23 protein-coding genes are annotated in these 25,575 nt (G+C 60.1%); 11 read left to right on the top strand and 12 right to left on the bottom strand.

Going from position 1 to position 25,575, the window contains the following annotated elements:
* Positions 1-407: 407 nt before the first annotated feature.
* Positions 408-1,919 (top strand): anion permease, encoded by a 1,512-nt coding sequence (locus QLG03_RS21870; RefSeq protein ID WP_049092623.1) that lies wholly within the window; start codon positions 408-410, stop codon positions 1,917-1,919.
* A 53-nt stretch (positions 1,920-1,972) separates the two neighbouring features.
* On the top strand, positions 1,973-3,625 hold the full coding sequence (gene fumA, locus QLG03_RS21865) for a class I fumarate hydratase FumA (RefSeq protein ID WP_255987457.1): 1,653 nt from the start codon (positions 1,973-1,975) through the stop codon (positions 3,623-3,625).
* Between the two features lie 314 nt (positions 3,626-3,939).
* Here the strand turns inward: fumA and pcaC are convergent, their stop codons facing one another.
* The 6 genes from pcaC to QLG03_RS21835 are packed head-to-tail and all read right to left on the bottom strand — an operon-like array spanning position 3,940 to position 9,004.
* Entirely contained in the window at positions 3,940-4,329 is a 390-nt protein-coding gene (gene pcaC, locus QLG03_RS21860; RefSeq protein WP_023289519.1) for a 4-carboxymuconolactone decarboxylase, read from the bottom strand.
* The gene (pcaD, locus tag QLG03_RS21855) at positions 4,319-5,086 is read right to left on the bottom strand and encodes a 3-oxoadipate enol-lactonase (protein ID WP_032452712.1); all 768 of its coding nucleotides are present in this window, start codon (positions 5,084-5,086) and stop codon (positions 4,319-4,321) included. The genes pcaC and pcaD overlap by 11 nt, the downstream gene beginning before the upstream one ends.
* Positions 5,076-6,428 (bottom strand): 3-carboxy-cis,cis-muconate cycloisomerase, encoded by a 1,353-nt coding sequence (locus QLG03_RS21850; protein WP_048334900.1) that lies wholly within the window; start codon positions 6,426-6,428, stop codon positions 5,076-5,078. The genes pcaD and QLG03_RS21850 overlap by 11 nt, the downstream gene beginning before the upstream one ends.
* Before the next feature lie 9 nt (positions 6,429-6,437).
* Positions 6,438-7,640 (bottom strand): 3-oxoadipyl-CoA thiolase, encoded by a 1,203-nt coding sequence (pcaF, locus tag QLG03_RS21845; protein WP_048297434.1) that lies wholly within the window; start codon positions 7,638-7,640, stop codon positions 6,438-6,440.
* Between the two features lie 10 nt (positions 7,641-7,650).
* Positions 7,651-8,307, bottom strand: coding sequence for a 3-oxoacid CoA-transferase subunit B (locus QLG03_RS21840; protein ID WP_048334901.1), 657 nt, complete (start codon positions 8,305-8,307; stop codon positions 7,651-7,653).
* 10 nt (positions 8,308-8,317) lie between these two features.
* Positions 8,318-9,004 (bottom strand): 3-oxoacid CoA-transferase subunit A, encoded by a 687-nt coding sequence (locus tag QLG03_RS21835; protein WP_023289514.1) that lies wholly within the window; start codon positions 9,002-9,004, stop codon positions 8,318-8,320.
* Positions 9,005-9,173: 169 nt separating this feature from the next.
* On the opposite strand from QLG03_RS21835, the gene QLG03_RS21830 reads away from it, so the two are divergent.
* Positions 9,174-9,980, top strand: a complete 807-nt coding sequence (locus tag QLG03_RS21830; RefSeq protein ID WP_023289513.1) for an IclR family transcriptional regulator C-terminal domain-containing protein — start codon at positions 9,174-9,176, stop codon at positions 9,978-9,980.
* Here QLG03_RS21830 and smrA read toward each other — a convergent pair.
* Positions 9,977-10,540: a DNA endonuclease SmrA gene (gene smrA, locus QLG03_RS21825; protein ID WP_072421727.1), complete on the bottom strand. Its 564-nt coding sequence runs from the start codon at positions 10,538-10,540 to the stop codon at positions 9,977-9,979. The genes QLG03_RS21830 and smrA overlap by 4 nt on opposite strands.
* A 101-nt stretch (positions 10,541-10,641) precedes the next feature.
* Positions 10,642-11,550: a LysR family transcriptional regulator gene (locus QLG03_RS21820; protein ID WP_044522727.1), complete on the bottom strand. Its 909-nt coding sequence runs from the start codon at positions 11,548-11,550 to the stop codon at positions 10,642-10,644.
* Between the two features lie 166 nt (positions 11,551-11,716).
* Here QLG03_RS21820 and QLG03_RS21815 point away from each other — a divergent pair, with 166 nt between their 5' ends.
* The 3 genes from QLG03_RS21815 (at position 11,717) to abgT (ending at position 16,122) form a co-directional block, all read left to right on the top strand.
* Positions 11,717-13,027, top strand: a complete 1,311-nt coding sequence (locus tag QLG03_RS21815) for a M20 family metallo-hydrolase (RefSeq protein WP_255987452.1) — start codon at positions 11,717-11,719, stop codon at positions 13,025-13,027.
* Positions 13,027-14,472 (top strand): M20 family metallopeptidase, encoded by a 1,446-nt coding sequence (locus QLG03_RS21810; RefSeq protein ID WP_255987451.1) that lies wholly within the window; start codon positions 13,027-13,029, stop codon positions 14,470-14,472. Before QLG03_RS21815 ends, QLG03_RS21810 begins: the two co-directional genes overlap by 1 nt.
* 123 nt (positions 14,473-14,595) lie before the next feature.
* Positions 14,596-16,122: a p-aminobenzoyl-glutamate transporter gene (abgT, locus tag QLG03_RS21805; RefSeq protein ID WP_044522707.1), complete on the top strand. Its 1,527-nt coding sequence runs from the start codon at positions 14,596-14,598 to the stop codon at positions 16,120-16,122.
* 32 nt (positions 16,123-16,154) lie between these two features.
* Here the strand turns inward: abgT and QLG03_RS21800 are convergent, their stop codons facing one another.
* Positions 16,155-16,313, bottom strand: coding sequence for a hypothetical protein (locus QLG03_RS21800; protein ID WP_023289507.1), 159 nt, complete (start codon positions 16,311-16,313; stop codon positions 16,155-16,157).
* Positions 16,314-16,580: 267 nt separating this feature from the next.
* On the opposite strand from QLG03_RS21800, the gene ogt reads away from it, so the two are divergent.
* The 3 genes from ogt (at position 16,581) to uspE (ending at position 19,131) form a co-directional block, all read left to right on the top strand.
* On the top strand, positions 16,581-17,096 hold the full coding sequence (ogt, locus tag QLG03_RS21795) for a methylated-DNA--[protein]-cysteine S-methyltransferase (RefSeq protein ID WP_023289506.1): 516 nt from the start codon (positions 16,581-16,583) through the stop codon (positions 17,094-17,096).
* A 193-nt stretch (positions 17,097-17,289) separates the two neighbouring features.
* Positions 17,290-18,042, top strand: a complete 753-nt coding sequence (gene fnr / locus QLG03_RS21790) for a fumarate/nitrate reduction transcriptional regulator Fnr (protein WP_004887031.1) — start codon at positions 17,290-17,292, stop codon at positions 18,040-18,042.
* 138 nt (positions 18,043-18,180) lie between these two features.
* Positions 18,181-19,131, top strand: a complete 951-nt coding sequence (uspE, locus tag QLG03_RS21785; protein ID WP_004887033.1) for a universal stress protein UspE — start codon at positions 18,181-18,183, stop codon at positions 19,129-19,131.
* A gap of 119 nt (positions 19,132-19,250) precedes the next feature.
* On the opposite strand, the gene QLG03_RS21780 is transcribed toward uspE, so the two are convergent.
* The 3 genes from QLG03_RS21780 to pntA form a co-directional block, all read right to left on the bottom strand.
* Entirely contained in the window at positions 19,251-19,439 is a 189-nt protein-coding gene (locus QLG03_RS21780) for a YdiH family protein (RefSeq protein WP_004887037.1), read from the bottom strand.
* 148 nt (positions 19,440-19,587) lie between these two features.
* Complete coding sequence (gene pntB, locus QLG03_RS21775) at positions 19,588-20,976, bottom strand: Re/Si-specific NAD(P)(+) transhydrogenase subunit beta (protein WP_023289505.1); 1,389 nt, start codon at positions 20,974-20,976, stop codon at positions 19,588-19,590.
* A 10-nt stretch (positions 20,977-20,986) separates the two neighbouring features.
* Positions 20,987-22,516, bottom strand: coding sequence for a Re/Si-specific NAD(P)(+) transhydrogenase subunit alpha (pntA, locus tag QLG03_RS21770; protein WP_048297428.1), 1,530 nt, complete (start codon positions 22,514-22,516; stop codon positions 20,987-20,989).
* Between the two features lie 521 nt (positions 22,517-23,037).
* Between pntA and ydgH the strand changes: the two genes are divergently transcribed.
* Positions 23,038-23,988, top strand: a complete 951-nt coding sequence (gene ydgH / locus QLG03_RS21760; RefSeq protein ID WP_004887044.1) for a DUF1471 family protein YdgH — start codon at positions 23,038-23,040, stop codon at positions 23,986-23,988.
* 177 nt (positions 23,989-24,165) lie between these two features.
* A complete protein-coding gene (locus tag QLG03_RS21755; RefSeq protein WP_255987450.1) occupies positions 24,166-25,548 on the top strand; it encodes an amino acid permease in 1,383 nt (460 codons plus the stop codon).
* The last annotated feature ends 27 nt before the right edge of the window (positions 25,549-25,575 follow it).

Below are 25,575 nucleotides of genomic sequence, written 5' to 3'. Positions count from 1 at the left end.
AGATACTTACGTTAACATTCACAACGACCAAACTCGCGCACATTACAGTTATTATTCAGCAACTTACGAAACACATGGAAAAAATTAGCATTAATTGCTTATTTTTATTTTAACATTTACCGATATTTTCGCCAAAATAACACCTCATCACATAGGGTTATACTGATAATAAAAAAATAGTGAAATCACCTGCTTTTCTTGATCTTGATCAATTGCAACGGCCATTGAAAGCGCAATATATAAATAACCAATAAATTTAATTTAACGCCCATCAAATCGCGTTAAATAATCGCCCCAACGATACTCAGAAACGCAAAATAAAAACTAAAGAAACTTTTGTAATTAAAGAAACCACTGAGCGCATCGCTGGCGTAAACGTTATTTTCAACAACTTGCAGATACTCATTATGAAAGAGAAAAAGACAACCATACCGCCTGCCGGTGCAGTCAATCCAACGACTGCGAATAAAAAACGTCTCCTGATGATGGCGCTGCCGATTATCGTTGCCGTGCTGTTACTCTTCGTCCCGGTCCCGGACGGCCTGCCGCCGTACGCCTGGCACTACTTCGCTATCTTCGTCGGGGTGATCGTCGGGTTGATTTTTGAACCACTGCCTGGCGCCGTTATCGGCATCACCGGCGTGGTGGTCATCGCCCTGTGCAGTCAGTGGCTGCTGTTCAGCCCGGAACAGATGGCCGCACCTGGCTTCAAAATGGCCGGCGCCTCCTTTAAGTGGGCGGTGAGCGGCTTCGGCAACTCCACCGTGTGGCTTATCTTCGGCGCCTTTATGTTCGCCGCCGGCTACGATAAAACCCAGTTCGGCCGCCGCCTGGCGCTGATTCTGGTGAAATATCTCGGCCGTCGCAGCCTGACGCTGGGCTACGCCATCACCTTCGCGGATCTGCTGCTGGCGCCGTTTACGCCGTCGAATACCGCGCGCAGCGGGGGCACCATCTACCCGATTATCGCCAACCTGCCGCCGCTGTACGGTTCAAAACCGAACGATCCGAGCGCGCGTAAAATCGGTTCCTATCTGATGTGGGTAGCGATCACTGCCGCCTGTATCACCAGCTCGATGTTCCTGTCGGCACTGGCGCCGAACCTGCTGGCGCTGGCGCTGGTAAAAAGCATCGTCGGTATCAACATCTCCTGGGGCACCTGGTTCATCGCCTTCCTGCCGCTTGGCGTACTGCTGATCCTGACCATGCCGCTGCTGGCCTACTGGTTCTACCCGCCGGAAGTGAAAGTCAATAACGAAGTGCCGCTGTGGGCCGCTCGTGAACTGGAAAAACTGGGCAAACTGTCGCGCAATGAGATCCTGCTGCTGGTGTTCGTCTGCTTCGCGCTGATGATGTGGATCTTCGCCGCCGACTGGATTGAACCGGCTCTGGCCGCCCTGCTGGTTATCGTGCTGATGCTGTGGACCGGCGTGCTCTCCTGGAGCGATATCACCAACAACAAAGCGGCGTGGAACACCTTTGTCTGGTTCGCCACCCTGGTGGCGCTGGCCGACGGCCTCTCCTCTACCGGCTTTATCGCCTGGCTGGGTAAAGAGGGCGGCGCGCTGATGAGCGGTATCTCCCCGGGGATGGCGACCATCGTCCTGCTGCTGGCGTTCTACCTGCTGCACTATCTGTTTGCCAGCACCACCGCGCACACTACCGCGCTGCTGCCGGCCATGCTGACCATCGCCGCCACCATTCCGGGGATGAATATGGAAGTGTTCGTTTTGCTGATGGTGACCTCGCTGGGCGTGATGGGGATCATCACCCCGTACGGTACCGGCCCAAGCCCGATCTACTACGGCAGCGGCTATCTGCCGACCAAAGATTACTGGCGCCTCGGCACCATCTTTGGCGCCATCTTCCTGGCCGCCCTGCTGCTGATTGGCTATCCGTGGATGTCCATGATGTTCTGATTCATAACCGCCGGGACCACCCCGGCGGTTTTATCTTTATGGAGTAAGTGATTATGTCGACTAAACCGTTTGTTTATCAGGATCCGTTCCCGCTGGCGCACGACGATACCGAATACTATCTGCTCAGCAAAGCGCACGTCTCCGTCGCCGAATTTGACGGCCAGGAAGTGCTGAAAGTGGAACCGCAGGCGCTGACCCTGCTGGCGCAGCAGGCCTTCCACGACGCCGCCTTTATGCTGCGCGTCTCCCATCAGCAGCAGGTCGCGTCGATTCTGCTCGACCCGGAGGCCAGCGATAACGATAAATATGTCGCCCTGCAGTTCCTGCGCAACTCGGAAATCGCCGCCAAAGGCGTCCTGCCCACCTGTCAGGACACCGGCACCGCCATCATCATGGGTAAAAAAGGTCAGCGCGTCTGGACCGGCGGCGGCGACGAAGCCGCCCTGGCGCAGGGCGTGTACAACACCTATACCGAAGATAACCTGCGTTACTCGCAGAACGCCCCGCTGGATATGTATAGAGAGGTCAACACCGGCACCAACCTGCCGGCGCAGATCGATCTCTACAGCGTCGACGGCGACGAATATAAATTCCTGTGCATGGCGAAAGGCGGCGGTTCCGCCAATAAAACCTATCTCTATCAGGAAACCAAAGCGCTGATCACCCCGGCGAAGCTGAAAAACTATCTGGTGGAGAAGATGCGTACCCTTGGTACCGCTGCCTGCCCGCCGTACCATATCGCCTTTGTCATCGGCGGCACCTCGGCGGAAGCGACGCTGAAAACCGTCAAGCTGGCCTCCACCCGCTACTACGACGGTCTGCCAACCGAAGGCAACGAGCACGGTCAGGCGTTCCGCGATGTGCAGCTTGAGCAGGAACTGCTGCAGGAAGCGCAAAACCTCGGCCTCGGCGCGCAGTTCGGCGGCAAATACTTCGCCCACGATATCCGGGTGATCCGCCTGCCGCGCCACGGCGCCTCCTGTCCGATCGGCATGGGCGTCTCCTGCTCCGCCGACCGCAACATCAAAGCCAAAATCAACCGCGACGGTATCTGGATTGAGAAACTGGAGAGCAATCCAGGAAAATATATCCCTGAACATCTGCGTCAGCAGGGCGAAGGCAAGGTGGTCAGCATCAACCTGAATCAGCCGATGAGCGAGATCCTGGCGCAACTGTCCGCCCATCCGGTTTCCACCCGCCTGAGTCTCAACGGCACTATTATCGTCGCTCGCGATATCGCCCACGCCAAGCTGAAAGAGCTTATCGATAATGGCGAGGAACTGCCGCAGTACGTGAAAGATCACCCGATCTACTACGCCGGCCCGGCCAAAACGCCTGCCGGTTACGCCTCCGGCTCCCTCGGCCCGACCACCGCTGGCCGCATGGACTCTTACGTCGATCTGCTGCAGTCCCATGGCGCGAGCATGGTGATGCTGGCGAAAGGCAACCGCAGCCAGCAGGTCACCGACGCCTGCCACAAACACGGCGGCTTCTACCTCGGCAGCATCGGCGGCCCGGCGGCGGTGCTGGCGCAACAGAGCATCCGCAGCCTTGAGTGCGTGGCGTATCCGGAACTGGGGATGGAGGCGATCTGGAAAATCGAAGTGGAAGATTTCCCGGCGTTTATTCTCGTCGATGATAAAGGCAACGATTTCTTCCAGCAGATCCAGAACAAGCAGTGCGCCGGCTGTAAACAGCACGGCTAACGCCCCCCTCTGGCGCTAACAGCAGGCCGTCGCCGTTCAGGTGACGGCTTTTTTTTTAGCCCGCGCCGCGCCAGCTTGAATTCACTTCCTGCCCGGCTATGCTCAACGACAAGTCGTCCCTTGAATGCTGAAAAATAACAATAATTCCCTTTCCCGGGTTGATGCTGACCCTCGGGTCGACCGGGACGATGCCCCAGCCGTCGCGCCGCAGGAGGGTGAGAAATAAGGGATAACGTAGCGGCATTTCCGCCGGGTGGCGGCTGCGCCTTACCCGGCCGACAACGACTGCCGGGCAATCCGACCTGGACGACGACTCAACCCTGCGCGGCGTCAATGTCGTCAAACACCTGCTGCGCCAGATGCATCGTGGCATTGGCCGCCGGCAGTCCGCAGTACAGCGCAGAGTGCATGATCAACTCTTTCAGCTCATCGCGGGTCACCCCGTTGTTAAACGACGCGCGCAGATGCATCTTCAGCTCCGCCTCGCGATTGAGGGCAATCAGCATGGCAATGGTGATCATACTGCGGGTGTGGTGGTCGAGCCCCGGACGGGTCCAGGTCTCACCCCAGGCGTAGCGGGTGATAAAGTCCTGAAACTCTTCGTTCAACGGCGTCAGATGCTGCAGCGTACGGTCGACGTGGGCGTCGCCCAGTACTTTGCGCCGCACCGCCAACCCGTCCTGATAGCGCTGTTTATCCTCCATGGCGTTCTCCCTGGAAAAAGCTCAGCAGCGCTGAAGTAAAGCTTTTCGCCGCCTCAATGTTTGACAGATGCGATGCCGGCAGAACTACCACCTGGGAGGCGGGGATCTGCTGCTGCAGGAAATTAGCGTCACCGACCGTGGTGACAGGGTCACTTTCCCCGGCAATGATTAACGTCGGCAGCGGGATCTGCCCTACTTCGCCCCGCAGGTCGGCGGCGGCCAGCGCCTCACAGCAGGCGGCATAGCCTTCGGCGTCGGTATGGGTCAGCTGGTGACACAGGGCCTCCACCACCTCAGGCGCCTTCTGGCGAAACGCGTGGGTGAACCAGCGATCCGCCGCCCCGGCGGCCACCACCGCCATTCCCTCCTGGCGTACCGCCCGCGCCCGCGACAGCCAGCTGGCCTGATCGCCGATGCGCGCCGCGGTGTTCGCGACGGCCAGACCATAAAAACGCTCTGGCGCAAAGCGGCCCAGCCACAGACCGGTCAGACCGCCCATCGAGATCCCGCAGAACCAGGCGCGGTCGATATTCAGATGATCGAGCAGCGCAATCACATCTTCCCCCAGCTGGGCGAGGGTCACTTTGCCATTTTTCGTCGTTTTACCGTGGCCGTGGGTGTCGTAGCGCAGCACCCGGAAATGGGCGGTTAACGCCTCTGTCTGCGGCTGCCACATCGCCCGGGTGGTACCCAGCGAGTTGGAGAGAACGATAACCGGCGCACCTTCCGGTCCATCGAGTTGATAATCAAGATTCATCATGTTGCTCCTGATAACGCGCCAGCACCTGGCGCACAAAGCGTTCGGCGCTGCCGGTCGCCGTTGCCGGGTCCAGCAGCGTGGTTAAGCGTTCGCGGGAGAGATACTGACTAACCTGCGGGTCTGCCGCGAGCAGATCGACCAGCGGGCAGTGGCGGTCCAGCGCCTGACGGCACAGCGCCTCAATATGATGATGCGCCTCAGCTTTGCCGATGCATTCCGCCAGCGCCAGGGTCACCGCCTCAGCCATGATCAGCCCGTGGGTGATATCGAGGTCGGCGCGCATCTTTTGCGGGAAGACCTGCATGTCGCGCACCAGCGCCTCGCTTTGCGCCAGCGCCCCGCCCACCAGGGTAATCAGCTCCGGCAGGGTCTCCCACTCCGCCTGCCAGCCGCCCAGCGCCCGCTCGTGCTGCTGAATCTGGCAGGCGTAGAGGGTGGCCATCAGACCCGGGGTGCGCTGGGCGGCGGTCAGGATCGCCGCGCAGGCCACCGGATTGCGCTTATGCGGCATCGTCGACGAGCCGCCGCGCCCTTCCGCTACTGGCTCGCCCACCTCCGCCACTTCGGTCTGCATCAGCAGGGAGAAGTCGTTAGCGAATTTCCCCAGGGTGCCGCAGACGCCAGCGAACCAGGCGCCTGCCTCCAGCAGCCGATCGCGCTGGCTGTGCCACGGAGTATCCGGCAGCGACAGACCGAGGTTCTGCGCCAGCGCCTGGCCAACCGTCGGTCCTTGCGCTTTCAGCGCGTCCAGGGTCCCCGCGGCGCCGCCGAACTGCAGCACCAGCAGACGCGGACGCATCTCCCGCAGCCGCTGCTGCCAGCGCAGCAGCGCGTCGAGAGTGCCCGCCAGCTTCAGACCAAAGGTCACCGGCAGCGCATGCTGCATCCAGGTCCGGCCCGGCATCACGCTGTGGCAATGACGGTCGGCCTGCCCGGCGAGGGCCGCCAACAGTCGCTCAAGCAGTTGCTCGGCGGCATCCAGCGCCCCGCGCAGCTGGAGCACCAGCCCGGTGTCGATAGCATCCTGACTGGTGGCGCCCCAGTGAACGTAGCGCGCGGCGTTTGGATCCCGCGCTTTTACCTGGGCCGTCAGCTGTTTCACCAGCGGGATCGCCAGATTACCCGCCCCCACAGCCGCCTCGCCCAGGGCGGTAAAATCGATCGCCTCGTGGCGGCAGGCCGCGACAATCGGCCCGACCGCCGCTGCCGGCACCATCCCGCAGGCGGCCTGCGCCTGGGCCAGCGCCGCTTCAAAATCCAGCATGCCCTGCACCCGCTGCGCGTCGCTGAACCAGTCGGTGAGCGGACTGCTGCGCAGCATCGGGGTCAACAAACTCATTCTGGCTCCTTAAACACGTTCAATAATCAGGGCGATCCCCTGCCCGACGCCGATGCACATGGTGCACAGCGCGTAGCGGCCGCCGGTCCGTTTCAGCTGGTAAGCCGCGGTCATCGCCAGGCGGCCGCCGGAGGCGCCGAGCGGATGCCCCAGGGCGATCGCCCCGCCGTTGGGGTTCACATGGGCGGCATCGTCCGGTAAGCCCAAATCGCGGGTCACCGCCAGCGCCTGGGCGGCGAAGGCTTCATTCAGTTCGATCACATCCATCTGGGCTAACGTCAGACCGGTCTGCGCCAGCACCTTCCGCACCGCCGGCGCCGGGCCAAAGCCCATAATGCGCGGCGCCACCCCGGCCGTCGCCACGCCGACCACCCGGGCCAGCGGCTGAAGATCGTTGGCCGCCAGCGCGGTTTCGCTGGCCAGCAGCAGGGCGCAGGCGCCATCGTTAACGCCTGAGGCGTTGCCGGCGGTGACGCTGCCGTCGGCGCGCACCACGCCGCGCAGTTTCGCCAACGCCTCCAGCGAGGTGCTGCGCGGGTGTTCATCGCGGCTAAACCGCAGCGGCTCGCCTTTACGCTGCGGCACCTGGACGGCGATCAGCTCATCGGCAAAACGCCCAGCCTCCTGGGCCGCGGCGGTACGCAGTTGACTGCGTAAGGCGAACGCATCCTGATCGGCGCGGGAAATGGCAAACTCATCGGCGACATTTTCCGCCGTCTCCGGCATGGAATGCACGCCGTACAGGGCTTTCATCTGCGGGTTAATAAAGCGCCAGCCGATGGTGGTATCCTCCATCTGCATGCTGCGGCTAAAGGCGCTCTCCGCTTTCCCCATCACAAACGGCGCCCGGGACATGCTCTCCACGCCGCCGGCGATCATCAGCTGCGTCTCCCCGCTTTTAATCGCCCGCGCCGCGACGCCGATCGCATCGAGGCTGGAGCCGCACAGGCGGTTGATGGTGCTGCCGGGCACGCTCTCCGGCAACCCGGCCAGCAGCAGCGCCATCCGCGCCACGTTGCGGTTGTCTTCCCCGGCCTGGTTGGCGCAGCCAAAGATCACATCGTCAATGCGCGAAGGATCCAGTCCCGGGTTACGCTCCAGCAGCGCTTTCAGCGGCAGCGCCGCCAGGTCGTCAGCGCGCATCGTCGCCAGGGTACCACCAAAACGGCCAAAGGGTGTACGCACCGCATCACAGATAAATGCCTGATTCATCATAGGTTCCTTACGCGCTTTCCGCCAGTTGTTCAAAGGTCAGCGTCACCGGAGTGATGCGCTGCAGCTCTTCAAAAGAGAGACCGTTAAAGATTTCCCGCACCACCGGGCCGCGGTCGGTAATGTCGATCACCGCCAGGTCGGTATAGATCCGGCTCACGCAGCCGACGCCGGTCAGAGGGTAGCTGCACTGTTCCACCAGCTTGCACTCGCCATCGCGGGTCAGATGGTCCATCATCACAAACACCTGGCGAGCGCCGATGGCCAGATCCATCGCCCCGCCGACCGCCGGGATGGCGTCCGGCGCGCCGGTGCTCCAGTTGGCGAGATCGCCGCTGGCGGAGACCTGATAGGCCCCCAGCACGCAGATATCGAGATGGCCGCCGCGCATCATGGCGAAGGAGTCGCCATGGTGGAAATAGCAGCCGCCCTGCAGGAGGGTAACGTGCTCTTTACCGGCATTGATCAGCTCGGGATCTTCTTCTCCGGGCTGCGGCTTCGGCCCCATGCCCAGCAGGCCGTTCTCGCTGTGCAGGAACACCTCTTTGTCGGCAGGCAGGTAGTTGGCAATCCGGGTCGGCAGGCCAATGCCAAGGTTAACGTAAGCGCCTTCGGGGATATCGCGGGCCACGCGCTGGGCCATTTCGTCACGGGTCAGTTTTTGCATCTCGGGCTCCTCAGGCGCGTTGTGCGGCAGTCAGGTTTTCCAGCGAGAACACGCGCTGGACGAAAATGCCGGGGGTGATGATGTGTTCCGGGTCGAGGTCGCCCAGCGACACCAGCTGCGAGACTTCAACGATGGTGGTTTTCGCCGCCGTCGCCATAATCGGGCCAAAGTTGCGCGCTGCTTTGCGATACACCAGGTTGCCCCAGCGGTCGCCCTGGTGGGCTTTAATCAGCGCGAAATCGGCTTTGATCGGATACTCCAGCACATAGTGGCGGCCGTCGATTTCCCGTGTCTCCTTGCCTTCCGCCAGCGGCGTGCCGTAGCCGGTGGGGGTAAACACCGCGCCCAGCCCGGCGCCGGCGGCCTGGATCCGCGCCGCGAGGTTGCCCTGCGGCACCAGCTCCAGCTCCACTTTGCCGCGGCGATAGAGGTCATCGAAAATCTGGGAATCGACCTGGCGCGGGAAGGAGCAGATCATTTTGCGCACCCGGCCAGCCTTAAGCAGCGCCGCGAGCCCCACTTCGCCGTTGCCGGCGTTGTTGTTAATGATGGTCAGGTCGCGGGCGCCCTGGTCAATCAGGGCGTCAATCAGAAAGGTCGGCTGGCCGGCGGGACCAAAGCCGCCGATCATAATAGTCGCCCCGTCGTGGATCCCGGCGATGGCCTCGCTCAGCGTCGATACGCTTTTATCAATCATCAGGTCGCTCCATTGATGTGCGGTAATCGCACTTTTATTCGTTGTTCGCACAAAATGTGACCCGCTTAACGATGTCGGTCAAGGGCGATAATCGAAATATGGTGCGATAATCGAACATCGGTTATCTTTAGCGAAAGAATGTGATCGATGGCAAATATGGGGAACAGAAATGGACAAGCATCCAGACGATTTACTGACCGGCGACGGCGATCCGTTTAAGGGCGATCCTAACTTCATGGCCTCGCTGGCGCGCGGCCTGGAGGTGATTCAGGCATTCACGCCGCAGCGGCCCCTGCTGTCTATCTCACAGATCAGTCAGAAGACCGGCATTCCGCGCGCAGCGGTGCGCCGCTGCCTGTATACCCTGAGCAAGCTGGGGTTCGTTTATGCCGAAGACGGTAAGCATTTTCAGCTGCGGCCGCGGATCCTGGCCCTGGGGCACGCCTGGCTGGCCTCAACGCCGCTGGCGCGTTCGGCGCAGCCGGTGCTGCGGCATCTGAGCGAAATGCTCAATGAATCCTGCTCCATCGCCACCCTCGACGGGGACGATATCCTGTATATCGCCCGCGCTTCCAGCTCGCGGATCATGACCATCGACCTCGATATCGGCAGCCGCCTTCCGGCGTGGGCGACCTCGATGGGTCGGGTGCTGCTCAGCCATCAGCCGGAGGAGAAGCTCAACGACATGCTGGCCCGGGTAACCATGATCCGCTATACCCCGCAGACGGTGGATTCGGTGGCGAAGCTGCGCGCCGAGCTGAAACGGGTGCATCAGCAGGGGTATGCCCTCAACGATCAGGAGCTGGAGATGGGCCTGCGCTCCCTCGCGGTACCACTGTTTAACGCCCAGGGGCAGGCGCAGGCGGCGCTGAACGTCGGGGTGCATGCGGGCCAGATGTCGGCCCGCGAGATGATCGACCGCGTGCTGCCGGAGCTGCAAAAAGCCGCTCGCGAGCTGACGCTGCTGCTGCGCTAACGGCTGCGCTTGGCGTGCCGCTCCCAGGTCTCCTGCTTCGCTTCGGCCGATTTACGCAGCGCGACATAGCAGGCGCCGCTACCGCCATGATGTGGTAGCGCGGCGCAGAAGGCCTGCACCTCCGGCAGCTCTTCCAGCCAGCGCGCCAGATAGCTGCGGATGATATTGGCATGGGACTGGTCGTCGCGGCCTTTGCCGTGAACGATCAGCACATTGCGTAACCCCTCTTTCTGCGCCTGCACCATAAAGGCGAAGAGCATCTGCCGGCACTGTTCCACCGGCTGGCGCAGCAGGGAGAGGCTCGCCTGCTGGCTGTATTTCCCCCGCCGTAGCTTATCCAGCACACCGCTCTGCAGCCCTTCGCGCTTAAACGCCAGCGGCGTGACGAGAGGTACGATATCGAGATAGCCGGTAGTGAGAAAATTATCCAGTTGCAGGGTGTCGACGCGCTGCGGGGCGCGACTGTTGCGCCCGGGATGCCAGTGCACGTCATTGTTACGTTTTAGGGGCTGGACATCTTCCATGGCGTCAAGAAACAGGGATTTGTCATCAAGGTTCATGGTCTCTCCTCCAGCGGCTGTCGCCAGCTACTATAGCCGCCTCGCGCTCCCCCCTCAACGCGTTTAGCCCCGTCTGCTGGCAAAGTGAGCGCGACGGGCGGTTAAGGAAACAATTGTCGACTCTGGCGGCGAAACAGGGTGATTAATGACGCCGTTAGCGGCGTCTGCCGGGTGTCGCGCCGCTGGATCAGAAAATAGGCCGCCGTCGGCAACGCTTCGCGGACGGGGATCATCATCAGCTTGTCCGCCATCATCGGATCGTTGCCGAGCTCCACCGGCAGGATACTGAGAAAATCGCTTTTCACCACCAGGCTGATGCACGACGAGAAGGTCTCGCACACAATATCCACCTTGGGCGCCAGTCCGGCCTGATTAAACCGGTCCTGCAGCTGTTTAAAGTAGCTGCCGCGCGGCGTCGGCATGGTCCAGTGGTGATCCATCAGCTCCACCAGCGAGGTGGCCTGCGCCGCCGGATGCCCCGCGCGGGCGAAGACCGCGAACGGTTTCTCAAACAGTTTTTCAAAGCTGAACTCATGGTCGTACGGCCCGGGATAGTAGGTGTTGATGGTGAAATCCAGCTCCCCCTGGCGCAGCTCATTGATCATCGCCAGCAGCTGGCCCTCCATGATCCGCACCTTCACCTGCGGATGCTGCTGATGAAAGCGGCAGATCACCGACGGCATCAGCGACCGGGCGACGCTGGCGCCAAGGCCAATATTGATCTGCCCGGCCTGCTCTCCCTGGCGCTGCAGCAGTTCATCCTGCGCCGCCCGCAGCTCCTCGAGGATCAGGCTCGCATGTTGATAAAAACTTTCGCCATCGTCAGTCAGCGCCACCCCCTGGCGGCGGCGGACGAACAGCTGAGCGGAAAGCCCCTCCTCCAGCTCTTTAATCGCTTTGGTCAGGGCCGGCTGCGAGACCGCCAGCGAGCGGCTGGCGCCGCGAATACTCCCTTCCCGGGCCACCTCGACGAAGGCGCGAATTTGATGAAATTTAATCTGAAATGCCATGCTTTTGGTGATAACCGTTGTTTATCAGACGGAAGAAAATGACATCTACTGTAATCCATCAGGCTGTGGCAGGTTAAGAGCGTTAAGGCCTGTAGCGCGTCAGTGATAAACAAAAGCTATCACATCGTGAACGCCGTCACATTTTTTACTTATGACAGGATAAGCTATGCCGCAACTTGATGAATACCTGCGCCAGCTGGCGCCAGCCATGACCCAATGGCGCCGCGATTTTCACCTGCACGCTGAATCCGGCTGGCTGGAGTTTCGCACCGCCAGCAAGGTGGCGGAGATCCTCGACGGACTCGGCTACCAGCTGGCGCTGGGGCGTGACGTCATCGATGCCGACAGCCGGATGGGGCTGCCGGATGAGGAGACCCTGACCCAGGCTTTCGAGCGCGCCCGCGAGCAAGGGGCGCCGGAACGCTGGTTGCCGGCGTTTGAAGGCGGGTTCGCCGGCGTGGTGGCGACGCTCGACACCGGACGTCCCGGCCCAACCCTGGCCTTTCGCGTCGACATGGACGCCCTCGACCTCAATGAGCAGCACGATGACAGCCACCGCCCCCATCGCGACCATTTCGCCTCCTGCAACGCCGGCATGATGCACGCCTGCGGCCACGATGGACATACCGCCATCGGGCTGGGTCTGGCGCATGTGCTCAAGCAGTATGCCGCCCAGCTCAACGGGGTCATTAAACTGATTTTCCAGCCTGCTGAAGAGGGTACCCGCGGCGCCCGCGCGATGGTGGCCGCCGGCGTGGTGGACGAGGTGGACTATTTCACCGCCATCCATATCGGCACCGGCGTTCCGGTCGGCACCGTGGTGTGCGGTGGGGACAACTTTATGGCCACCACCAAATTCGATGTGCATTTTAGCGGCGTGGCCGCCCATGCCGGCGGTAAGCCTGAAGATGGGCGCAACGCGCTGCTCGCCGCCGCCCAGGCCGCCCTTGCTCTGCACGCCATCCCACCGCACAGCGCCGGCGCGTCGCGGGTCAACGTTGGGGTGATGCAGGCCGGCACCGGACGCAACGTGGTGCCCTCTTCGGCCCTGTTAAAAGTGGAAACCCGCGGCGAAAGCGAAGCCATCAATCAGTATGTTTTTGACCGGGCGCAGCACGTCATCGCCGGGGCCGCGGCGATGCATCAAGCCGGGTACGAGTTACGCATGATGGGCGCGGCCACCGCCAGCGCCCCGTCGCCGGCGTGGGTGGCGTACCTGCGCGAACAGGCCGCCCTTGTGCCCGGCGTGCAGCAGGCGGTGGATCGCATCGCCGCCCCGGCGGGATCGGAAGACGCCACCCTGATGATGGCCCGGGTCCAGGCGCGCGGCGGCCTCGCCTCGTACATGATATTCGGCACCGAACTGAGCGCCGGTCACCACAACGAGAAGTTTGACTTCGACGAGAGCGTAATGACGGTCGCGGTCGACACCCTGGCGCGCGTCGCGCTTAACTTTCCCTGGCTGCGGGGGGTGTGATGGAACCCATCTTTCAGTTTGTGGACGAGGTGATTGAGGCAAGCCGCGAGAGGTATTGCGCTATCGCCGATGACATCTGGGATCACCCGGAGACGCGCTTTGAGGAGTTCTGGTCCGCCCGCCGGCTGGCGGACGCCCTGGAAGCGGAAGGTTTTCAGCTTACCCGGGATGCCGGCGGGATCCCCAATGCTTTTATCGCCAGCGTCGGCGAGGGCCAACCGGTTATTGCCCTGCTGGGCGAGTTTGACGCCCTGGCGGGTCTTAGCCAGCAGGCCCACAGCGCGGAGCCGACATCGTCGACGCCGGGGGACAACGGTCACGGCTGCGGGCACAATCTGCTCGGGACGGCGGCTTTCGCCGCGGCGGTGGCCGCTAAAAAATGGCTGCAGCAGCACGGCGGTGCAGGCACCCTGCGCTTCTACGGTTGCCCGGGGGAAGAAGGCGGCTCGGGCAAAACCTTTATGGTGCGCGAAGGGCTGTTTGATGACGTCGATGCGGCCCTCACCTGGCATCCGGAGGCCTGGGCCGGGATGTTCAGCACCCGCACCCTCGCCAACATTCAGGCGGCGTGGCGCTTTACCGGCACCGCCGCCCACGCCGCCAATTCGCCGCACCTGGGGCGAAGCGCCCTGGACGCGGTCACCCTGATGACCACCGGCAGCAACTTCCTGAATGAACATATTATCGAGAAGGCGCGGGTTCATTACGCCATTACCGATACCGGCGGCGTCTCGCCCAACGTCGTCCAGGCCCAGGCGGAAGTGCTGTATCTGATCCGCGCGCCGGAGATGGCCGACGTGGAACAGATTTTCGCCCGCATTGAGAAGATTGCCCAGGGGGCCGCGCTGATGACCGAGACCCACGTCAGCTGCCGCTTTGAAAAAGCCTGCTCGGGCTATCTGCCCAACCGCACGCTCGAAGCGGCGATGTACCAGGCGGTATGCCATTACGGCACGCCGGCATGGAGCGACGACGAGCGCGCCTTTGCCGCAGCGATCCGCGCCACGCTCAGCGACAACGATATCAACAACAGCCTGAACAATATCGCCGGCACCGGCGGCGAGGCGGGAAAAACCTTCGCACGTCGCCACCGCGACACCCTGCTGATTGAGGAGGTGGCGCCGTGGGCGGCCACGGATACGCTCCTCGCCGGCTCCACCGACGTCGGCGACGTCAGCTGGAAAGCGCCGGTGGCCCAGTGCTTCAGCCCCTGCTTCGCGGTGGGTACCCCGTTGCACAGCTGGCAGCTGGTGAGCCAGGGACGCACCGCCATCGCCCATAAAGGGATGCTGCTGGCGGGGAAAGTCCTCGCGGCGACGGCGATCCGCTTATTCAGCGACCGCGCGCTGCTGGAGGCCAGCCAGCGAGAGCTCAGGCAAGCGCTGGCAGAACATCCCTACCGCTGCCCGATCCCGGCTGAGGTGAGTCCGTCGGTTTTACGCTAACCATACAGACCAGACCGCTCCTGACAGACGCTGACCGGCATCGCGGCACGCACCGACCATAATAACCGCCGGCAGTACGGGAGCAGGCCTGCCTAACACAACAACGACAACAGAGGAACGCCCATGAGTATGTCATCCATACCGTCGCCTTCCCCCGCCGGAAAGCGCTATGGCTGGGTAGAGAAGATCGGTAATAAGGTCCCGCACCCGTTTTTGCTGTTTATCTATCTTATCGTGGCGCTGATCGCCGCCACGGCGATACTCTCCGCCTTCAACGTCGGGGTCCAAAACCCTGCGGACGGGTCGCGGGTGGTGGTCAAAAACCTGCTCAGCGTGGAAGGGTTGCACTGGTTTCTACCGAACGTGATTAAAAACTTCAGCGGTTTCGCGCCGCTGGGGGCGATCCTCGCCCTGGTGCTGGGCGCCGGCTTTGCCGAGCGGGTGGGCCTGTTGCCCGCGCTGATGGTGAAGATGGCCTCCCACGTTAGCGCCCGTTATGCCAGCTATATGGTGCTGTTTATCGCCTTTTTCAGCCATATCTCTTCGGACGCCGCGCTGGTGATCATGCCGCCGCTGGGGGCGCTGATGTTTCTCGCCGTCGGTCGGCATCCGGTCGCCGGCCTGCTTGCAGCCATTGCCGGCGTGGGCTGCGGCTTTACCGCCAATTTACTGATCGTCACCACCGACGTGCTGCTCTCCGGGATCAGCACCGAGGCGGCCAAATCCATCGATGCCTCTCTGCACGTCAGCGTGATCGACAACTGGTACTTTATGGCAACCTCGGTGATCCTCCTGACCCTCGTCGGCGGTTTGATCACTGACAAGCTGGTGGAGCCGCGGCTGGGCCAATGGCAAGGCAGTCGTGATGACAAGCTGCAGACCCTGACCGCCGAGGAGCGTTTCGGCCTGCGCATCGCCGGCGTGGCGACGCTGGCGTTCGTGGCGGTCATCGCCCTGATGGTGGTCCCCGAAAACGGCATTCTTCGCGACCCGGTTCAACACACGGTCATGCCCTCGCCGTTTATCAAAGGCATCGTGCCGCTGATCATCTTTTTCTTCTTTGTCGTGTCGCTGGCTTACGGCATCGCCACCGGCAAAATTCGCCGCCAGGCCGATCTGCCGCAGCTGATGATTGAGCCGATGAAAGAGATGGCCGGATTTATCGTGATGGTCTTCCCGCTGGCGCAGTTCGTGGCGATGTTCAACTGGAGCAATATGGGTAAGTTTATGGCCGTTGGCCTGACGGACCTGCTGGAGAGCGCCGGCATGAACGGCGTCCCGGCGTTTGTCGGTCTGGCGCTGCTGTCGGCTTTTCTGTGTATGTTTATCGCCAGCGGCTCGGCCATCTGGTCGATTCTGGCGCCGATCTTCGTGCCGATGTTTATGCTGCTGGGCTTCCACCCGGCGTTTGCGCAGATCCTGTTTCGCATCGCCGATTCATCGGTGCTGCCGCTGGCGCCGGTTTCACCGTTTGTGCCGCTGTTTCTCGGTTTTTTACAGCGCTACCGACCGGACGCCCGCCTCGGGACATACTATTCGCTGGTGCTCCCTTACCCGCTGATTTTTCTCGCCGTCTGGCTGCTGTTACTGGTGGGCTGGTATCTGGCAGGACTGCCCATCGGCCCTGGCATCTATCCGCGGCTTCCTTAAGCCGTTGAAGCGCCAGGGACGGCGGCTTACGCTTAACGCGGCACCTTCACTTTGACCTTGCGGGGGAGATCCGCGGCTCCGGCGAAGATGCCGAAAAGCGCGCGATACCCGCGTTCGAGCAACAGCGTGAGACCATGGATAACCAGGCCGCTGAAGATCAATACGATTACGCCAGTCAGTATATATTGCATAGCCCCACCTCTGAGTTATTAACCACGCCGCGCCGACGCGGCGGCACCTTCCCGGGCGCGCAAAGCTGCGCGGAGGACCGGCGTCGTCAGCTTAAAAGTAGCAAAAACCATGCCCGATAACCCGCCAGGATCGATCCAAAAATAAATCAACGTAACGGCCGCTGGCTGCCGGTCGATGATGCGGGTTTATCTTTTGGGAGTATAGTTGACCGCCGCCGGCGCGTGGTATCGTGTGGCCCACGTGTACGATGGTGGATGACCGAAACGATGTTGACCTTGCTGCAGGATAAAATGGATACCCCGCTGGGGGCGCTGTGGGTGCTCTGCGACGAACAGTTTAATTTGCGCGCCGTCGAGTGGGACGAGCACCGCGATCGGATGGAAACCCTGCTCGATGTACACTATCGCCGGGAAGGCTATCAGCGCGTCGACTGCCGCAATCCAGGCGGTCTCAGCAGTAAGCTGAACGACTATTTTGCCGGCGACCTGGCCGTTATCGAGACCCTGCCTACCGCCACCGCCGGCACCCCTTTCCAGCGCCAGGTCTGGCGGGCGTTACGCGAAATCCCCTGCGGCCAGGTGATGCACTATGGTCAGCTGGCCGAGGCGCTCGGTCGTCCCGGCGCGGCGCGCGCCGTGGGGGCCGCCAATGGCGCCAACCCGGTGAGTATTGTGGTGCCCTGCCATCGGGTCATCGGGCGTAACGGCACGATGACCGGCTATGCCGGCGGCGTGCAGCGTAAAGAGTGGCTTCTGCGCCACGAGGGCTATCTGTTGCTTTGACTGAAAATGCGTTTTCGGAATTTTCAGGTAATTTTACAATCTAATGTGGCTGAATAATCTATTTTTAATCAAGCAGATATCAGCCTGTGTTGATTTACCCTGCTGATATTACGTGTTTCAGAGCCTGAAGACTTACCTGCTCATCAAAAAGATGTTAAAATTGACCAATATCAATTAAGGCCTGAGCAGACATATGATCCCTGAGAAGCGAATTATTCGACGCATTCAGTCTGGCGGTTGTGCTATCCATTGTCAGGATTGCAGTATCAGCCAGCTCTGCATCCCCTTTACTCTGAACGAGCATGAGCTTGATCAGCTGGATAATATTATCGAGCGGAAAAAGCCCATCCAGAAAGGTCAAACCTTGTTCAAAGCGGGTGATGAGCTGAAATCGTTGTACGCCATTCGCTCCGGGACCATCAAAAGCTACACCATCACCGAGCAAGGCGATGAGCAGATTACCGGCTTCCATCTGGCGGGCGATCTGGTGGGCTTCGACGCCATCGGCACCGGCCTGCACCCGAGCTTCGCCCAGGCGCTGGAAACCTCAATGGTGTGCGAGATCCCCTTTGAAACCCTCGACGATCTTTCCGGAAAAATGCCGAATCTGCGTCAGCAGATGATGCGCCTGATGAGCGGTGAGATCAAAGGCGACCAGGATATGATCCTGCTGCTTTCCAAAAAGAACGCCGAAGAGCGCCTGGCCGCGTTTATCTATAACCTGTCCCGCCGTTTCGCGCAGCGCGGTTTCTCTCCCCGCGAGTTCCGACTGACCATGACCCGCGGCGACATTGGCAACTATCTCGGCCTCACCGTCGAAACCATCAGCCGTCTGCTGGGGCGTTTCCAGAAGAGCGGCATGCTGGCGGTGAAAGGCAAATACATCACGATTGAAAACGGCGACCTGCTGGCCCAGCTGGCCGGTCAGGCGCGCAACGTCGCTTAATCTCCGCGCAACACCTGGTCAGGATCGGCATTTTTTTCAGATTTGTTGATCTGACCAGGCTCCTCCCCTGTTTCAATTCATCCATATAGGTTATCTTTTTAATAACTGACGGTAGCTGCAGTTGTAAGGAGACCCTGTATGGCGAAGTATCAGAGCATGCTGGTAGTAATCGATCCTAACCAGGACGACCAGCCGGCGCTAAGGCGAGCGGTGTACCTGCACCAACGGATTGGTGGACGCATCAAAGCCTTTTTGCCGATCTATGATTTTTCTTATGAAATGACCACCCTGCTGTCGCCGGACGAACGGACGGCGATGCGTCAGGGCGTCATTGCCCAACGAACGGCCTGGATCCGCGAGCAGGCGAAATTCTATCTTGAATCCGGTGTGCCGATTGACGTGAAAGTGGTGTGGCACAACCGCCCCTTCGAAGCCATTATTCAGGAAGTGATCAGTGAGAAACACGACCTGCTGCTGAAGATGGCCCACCAGCACGACAAGCTGGAAGCGGTGATCTTCACCCCGACCGACTGGCATCTGCTGCGTAAGTGCCCCTGCCCGGTCTGGATGGTGAAAGATCAGCCGTGGCCGGAAGGCGGTAAAGCGCTAGTCGCCGTCAATCTGGCCAGCGAAGAGAATTATCACAACACCCTCAACGAGAAGCTGGTTCGCGAGACGCTGTCGCTGGCGGAAGAAGTCAACCACACAGAAGTGCACCTTATCGGCGCCTATCCGGTCACCCCGATCAATATCGCGATTGAGCTGCCGGATTTCGATCCCAGCGTCTACAACGACGCCATTCGCGGTCAGCATCTGCTGGCGATGAAAGCGCTGCGGCAGAAGTTTGGCATTGACGAGAAATTCACCCATGTGGAAAAAGGGTTGCCTGAGGAGGTGATCCCGGATCTCGCCGAGCATCTGCAGGCGGGGATCGTGGTGCTGGGTACGGTCGGACGCACCGGCCTCTCCGCGGCGTTCCTTGGCAATACCGCGGAGCAGGTAGTCGACCACCTGCGCTGCGATCTGCTGGTGCTTAAACCAGAGGCCTATCAGACGCCGGTGGAACTGGACGACGACGACGACGATTAACCTTCCCTCCCGGAACGTTCACCTTCCCCCGCCTCGCGGGGGATTTTTTTGCCCGCTTTCCCTCAGGCACAAAAAAGGGCCGCTTGCGGCCCCGTCATTGCATGGCGATCATGAACGACTCAGTGGATACCCAGACGCCAGGCCAGATCGATCTCTTCTTTCAGCTCCAGCGAGGAGAGCGCCATCAGGTCAGCAAACTCCAGCTCCAGCAGTTTAAGTTTTTTCAGATACTGCGCTGGGGTCATGACGGTGGTGTCGCGGCGTAAGAATTCGATGGCCATCTGCGTTGGGGTTAACTCGGTATCCATAATATCCTCTGTCTGATGTAAGAACCGGAACATTATATCACCTCTCTCCGCTTATTTTATGAACAATTCCTGGCATCCTTCTGCATATAAAAAAGCCGTCTCACAGGAGACGGCTTATAAACAAACGTTGTAAAACAATAATGTTACATTACAGCGCTTTCAGGATCGCATCGACGCTGGCTTTGGCATCGCCAAACAGCATATGGGTGTTCTCTTTAAAGAACAGCGGGTTCTGTACGCCGGCGTAACCGGTGTTCATCGAACGCTTAAAGACCACCACGTTCTGCGCTTTCCACACCTCAAGCACCGGCATGCCAGCAATCGGGCTCTTCGGATCGTCCTGCGCCGCCGGGTTGACGGTATCGTTAGCGCCAATGACCAGCACGGTGTCGGTGTCGCTGAAATCATCGTTGATCTCATCCATCTCCAGCACGATGTCGTAAGGCACCTTGGCCTCCGCCAGCAGGACGTTCATATGCCCCGGCAGACGGCCGGCGACCGGGTGAATGCCAAAGCGCACCTTAATGCCGCGCGCCCGCAGCTTCTCGGTGATCTCGGCCACCGGATACTGCGCCTGGGCCACCGCCATACCATAGCCCGGGGTGATGATGACCGAGTGCGAATTTTTCAGCATCTCCGCCGTCTCTTCGGCGCTAATTTCGCGGTGCTCGCCCACTTCTTCATCGCCGCCGCTGGAGGAACCATCGGTGCCGAAGCCGCCGGCAATCACGCTGATAAAGGAGCGGTTCATCGCCTTACACATAATGTAAGAGAGGATGGCGCCGGAAGAGCCCACCAGCGCGCCGGTGACGATCAGCAGGTCATTGCTCAGCATAAAGCCCGCCGCCGCCGCCGCCCAGCCCGAGTAGGAGTTGAGCATAGAGACCACCACCGGCATGTCCGCGCCGCCGATAGAGGCCACCAGGTGCCAGCCGAAGGCCAGCGCGATCGCGGTCATCACCAGCAGGCACAGGACCTGGGTGCCGGTGCTGTCGGAGCGCACGAAAATCACCATCAGTACGAAGGAGACCACCAGCGCCGCCAGGTTCAGCTTATGGCGATTAGGCAGCATCAGCGGTTTGGAGGAGATCTTGCCGCGCAGTTTACCAAACGCCACCACCGAACCGGTGAAGGTCACCGCGCCGATGAAGATGCCGAGGAACACTTCGGTCAAATGGATATTGACCAGAATCTGCTCCATACCGGTTTCATGCTGCAGGTAGCTGTTAAACCCTACCAGCACCGCCGCCAGGCCCACGAAGCTGTGCAGGATGGCCACCAGCTCCGGCATCTCGGTCATTTCGACCTTCTTCGCCAGACGAATACCGATGGCCCCGCCGATCACCATCGCGAGGATAATCCAGCCGACGTTGCCGGCGTCCGGCCCCAGAATGGTGGCGATCAGAGCGATGGCCATCCCGGCGATGCCGAAATAGTTGCCCTGCTGCGAGGTTTCGTGTTTCGACAGACCCGCCAGGCTGAAAATAAACAGGATTGCAGCAACAATGTATGCAGCTGTAACTAATCCACCAGACATGTGCTACCCCTTATCCTTTGCGAAACATTTTTAGCATGCGCTGAGTCACGGTAAAACCACCGAAAATATTAATGCTGGCGATCAGTACCGCGATAAAGCTCAGGAAGCTGACCCAGCCGCCGTGGCCTATCTGCAACAATGCGCCAACCACGATAATGCCCGAAATGGCGTTCGTCACCGACATCAGCGGCGTATGCAGGGCATGGGAGACATTCCATACCACGTAGTAACCCACCACGCAGGCCAGCGCGAAGACGGTGAAATGGCCGAGGAACTCTTTAGGCGCCACGTTGGCCAGCCAGCCGAAGAGGATAATCGCCAGCGCGATCAGCGCATATTTGCGCCACGGCGACGCCGGTTTGACCTCTTCTTTCGGCGCTTCCACTTTTTTCGCCGCGGCCTGCGGCTGAGCGGAGACCTGAATCGGCGGCGCCGGCCAGGTGATTTCGCCTTCGCGCACCACGGTCACGCCGCGCACCACCACGTCATCGAAATCGATAACGATATTGCCGTCTTTCTCTTTGCACAGCAGCTTCAGCAGGTTCACCAGGTTAGTGCCGTAGAGCTGGGAGGACTGGGTCGGCAGACGGCCTGGGAGGTCGGTATAACCGATAATTTTCACGCCGTTGGCGGTGGTCACCACTTCGCCCGGCACGGTGTACTCGCAGTTGCCGCCGTTTTGCGAGGCGAGATCGACCACCACGCTGCCCGACTTCATTGAGTCAACCATTTCCCGGGTGATCAGCTTCGGCGCCGGTTTGCCCGGTATTAACGCCGTGGTGACGATAATATCGACCTCTTTCGCCTGGGCGGCGAACAGCGCCATTTCGGCTTTGATAAAGGCTTCGGACATCACCTTGGCATAGCCGTCGCCGCTGCCCGCTTCCTCTTTAAAATCCAGCTCGAGGAACTCGGCGCCCATACTCTGCACCTGCTCCTTCACTTCCGGGCGGGTATCGAAGGCGCGGACAATCGCGCCCAGGCTGTTGGCGGCGCCAATCGCCGCCAGTCCGGCCACCCCGGCGCCGATAACCATCACCTTGGCGGGCGGAACTTTGCCTGCCGCCGTGATCTGCCCGGTAAAGAAACGACCGAATTCATGGGCCGCTTCAACGATAGCGCGGTACCCGGCGATATTGGCCATTGAGCTGAGCGCATCCAGCGACTGGGCGCGTGAGATACGCGGCACCGAATCCATCGCCATCACGTTGATATTACGGGCCGCCAGTTTTTCCATCAGCTGCGGGTTTTGCGCCGGCCAGATAAAGCTAATCAGCGTGGTTCCTGGGTTTAGCAGGGCAATTTCATCGTCATTCGGGGCATTGACCTTGAGGATGACATCAGACTGCCACACCTCGTCGCCGGTCACGATTTCAGCCCCTGCCTGGGCAAAGGCCTCATCGTCAAAGCTGGCCAGCTTCCCGGCGCCGCTTTCTACCGCGACGCTAAAGCCGAGTTTGAGCAACTGCTCAACGGTCTTCGGCGTGGCGGCGGCCCGGGTCTCCTGGGCGAGCCTTTCTTGTGGTACACCAATACGCATAGTTTTCCCTTCCATCGGTTTTTGATGATGGTTTACTTTTCTGACCAACAGCGACAGGACGGCAAAATCATCCTCGCCATCTTTCGCTGTCTGCAAAATGAAACAGTAACAAACTTTTTATAACCTACTGAAAATAGCGATTGTGATCTACAGCGATAAAACAGAAATTTTGATTTTATTGCTTATTGTCAGCACAGATGGTTCCGGGCAGCAATATTTACCTGAATTTGCCTCTCAGGCCTGATAATCCGCTTATCCAGTGGTATAAAACGCCATTTATCGCCATTGAGATCATTGTATTAACATTACATTAACTAATAAAAGTGGTATCGATTATCGTTTTTGCTGGTCAAGCGGCTGTTTTTTCAACATATCGAAAAATGTTATCTTTCCGTAGTATACGATTCGGGCGGCACGCAAAAAATGACGCAGACAGTCACAGCGATTAAATGCAATAATCAAACGTTTTCAGTCAACAACAACACCAGTATATGGTTTGCGCAAGGCAAAGGATTATTTTTATGAAGCTTAAAAACACCCTCCTGGCGTCTGCTCTCCTGACAACCGCCACGTTGTCTGCCCACGCAGCGACCGAGTTGACCCCGGAGCAGGCGGCTGCGCTGAAGCCCTACGATCGCGTTGTCGTCACCGGCCGGTTTAATGCCATTGGCGACGCGGTGCAAGCGGTATCGCGCAAAGCTGACAAAGACGGCGCGGCCTCATTCTATGTTGTCGACACGTCGGATTACGGCAATGGCGGCAACTGGCGCGTCACGGCTGACCTCTATAAAGACGACGCGCCGAAAGCGGATGCGCCGAAAAATCGCATCATCAATGGCGTGATGGAGCTGCCGAAAGATCAGGCCGTTGAGCTGATGCCTTACGACACCGTCACCGTCCAGGGCTTCTATCGCAGCCAGCCGGAAGTGAACGACGCCATCACCAAAGCGGCGAAAGCGAAAGGCGCCTATGCGTTCTTCATCGTCCGCCAGGTGGACGCCAACCAGGGCGGCAACCAGCGCATTACCGCCTATATCTACAAAAAAGATGCGGAGAAACGCGTTCTGCAGAGCCCGGACGCTATCCCGGCTGATTCTGAAGCCGGCCGCGCGGCGCTGGCCAAAGGCGGCGAAGCGGCGAAAAACGTCGAAATCCCGGGCGTCGCCACCACCGCGGCGGTTGGCTCCGGCACCGGCGTAGGTCGTTTCTTCGAGACCCAGTCGTCAAAAGGCGGACGTTACACTGTCACGCTGCCGGACGGCACCAAAGTTGAAGAAGTGAACAAAGTGACTGCGGCGCAAATGGTGCCGTTCGATAACATCAAGTTCACCGGCAACTACGGCAACATGACCGAGATCTCCTATCAGACGGCAAAACGCGCGGCGAAGAAAGGGGCGAAGTACTATCACATTACCCGCCAGTGGCAGGAACGCGGCGGCAACATCACCATCAGCGCCGATTTGTACAAATAATCGCTGCTGACTGGCTAAAAAGGCGGCGCATTGCCGCCTTTTCATTTTTTTTCATCCCCCGCCATTGCATGGCCCCCGGACACTCCGTAAAATCCCGCGCCTTAGCGCAATCCTCCATTTTTATGCGATTTCGCAAAATAAATATTCTGGAACAGCCATTTTCACCTCGGGAATGCAATGGAAAAGAAACTGGGCCTGAGCGCCCTGACCGCCCTGGTCCTCAGCTCAATGCTCGGCGCTGGCGTATTCAGTTTGCCGCAAAATATGGCGGCCGTGGCCAGCCCTTCCGCTCTGCTCATCGGCTGGGCGATTACCGGCGTCGGGATCCTGTTCCTCGCCTTCGCGATGCTGCTGTTGACCCGTATTCGTCCCGACCTCGACGGCGGGATCTTCACCTACGCCCGCGAAGGCTTCGGCGAGCTGATCGGCTTCTGTTCCGCCTGGGGCTACTGGCTGTGCGCGGTGATCGCCAATGTCTCCTATCTGGTGATCGTCTTTTCGGCGCTCAGTTTCTTCACCGATACCCCTGAGCTGCGCCTGTTTGGCGATGGCAACACCTGGCAGTCTATCGTTGGCGCTTCAGTTCTGCTGTGGGTGGTCCACTTCCTGGTCCTGCGTGGCGTGCAGACGGCGGCGGGGATTAACCTGGTCGCCACCCTCGCCAAGCTGTTGCCGCTGGGGGCGTTTGTCGCCCTCGCCGCCCTGGCCTTTCAGCTGGATACGTTCCGCCTCGATTTCAGCGGCCTGGCGCTGGGCGTACCGGTGTGGGAGCAGGTTAAAAACACGATGCTGATCACTCTGTGGGTGTTTATCGGCGTCGAGGGCGCGGTGGTGGTCTCCGCCCGCGCGCGACACAAGCGGGACGTTGGCCGCGCGACGCTGCTGGCGGTGCTTTCGGCCCTCGCGGTGTATCTGCTGGTCACCCTGCTGTCGCTGGGCGTGGTGCCGCGTAGCGAACTGGCCGAAATGCGCAACCCGTCGATGGCGGGACTGATGGTCAGACTGATGGGCTCGTGGGGTGAAATTGTGATTGCCGCCGGGCTTATCGTGTCGGTGTGTGGCGCCTATCTCAGCTGGACGATCATGGCCGCCGAAGTGCCTTACCTCGCCGCCACTCACAAAGCCTTCCCGCGCCTGTTCGCCCGCCAGAACCGCAACAACGCCCCCTCCGCTTCGCTGTGGCTGACCAATATCAGCGTTCAGGCGTCGCTGGTCCTCATCTGGCTGACCGGTTCGGACTACGGCACCCTGCTGACCATCGCCTCAGAGATGATCCTCGTGCCCTATCTGCTGGTCGGCGCCTTTTTGCTCAAAATCGCCCCCCGTCCGCTGCATAAAGCGGTGGGTATCGGCGCCTGCATTTATGGCTTATGGTTATTATACGCGTCGGGACCTGTGCATTTGCTGTTGTCGGTGGTACTTTACGCTCCGGGTCTTCTGGTCTTTTTGTACGCCCGACGTACGCACCAGCACGATCGTTCGCTCAAACGCCGTGAATTGGCGCTAATTGGTTTATTGCTGGTTGCCGCTGTGCCGGCAACGTGGATGCTGGTGGGGTAAGCGGTCGCCCTGCCGCAGAAATCAAAG

The organism is Klebsiella sp. V115_8, from assembly GCF_029967715.1.
GTDB lineage: Bacteria > Pseudomonadota > Gammaproteobacteria > Enterobacterales > Enterobacteriaceae > Klebsiella > Klebsiella quasipneumoniae.
This window is presented reverse-complemented; position numbering and strand designations above follow the sequence as displayed.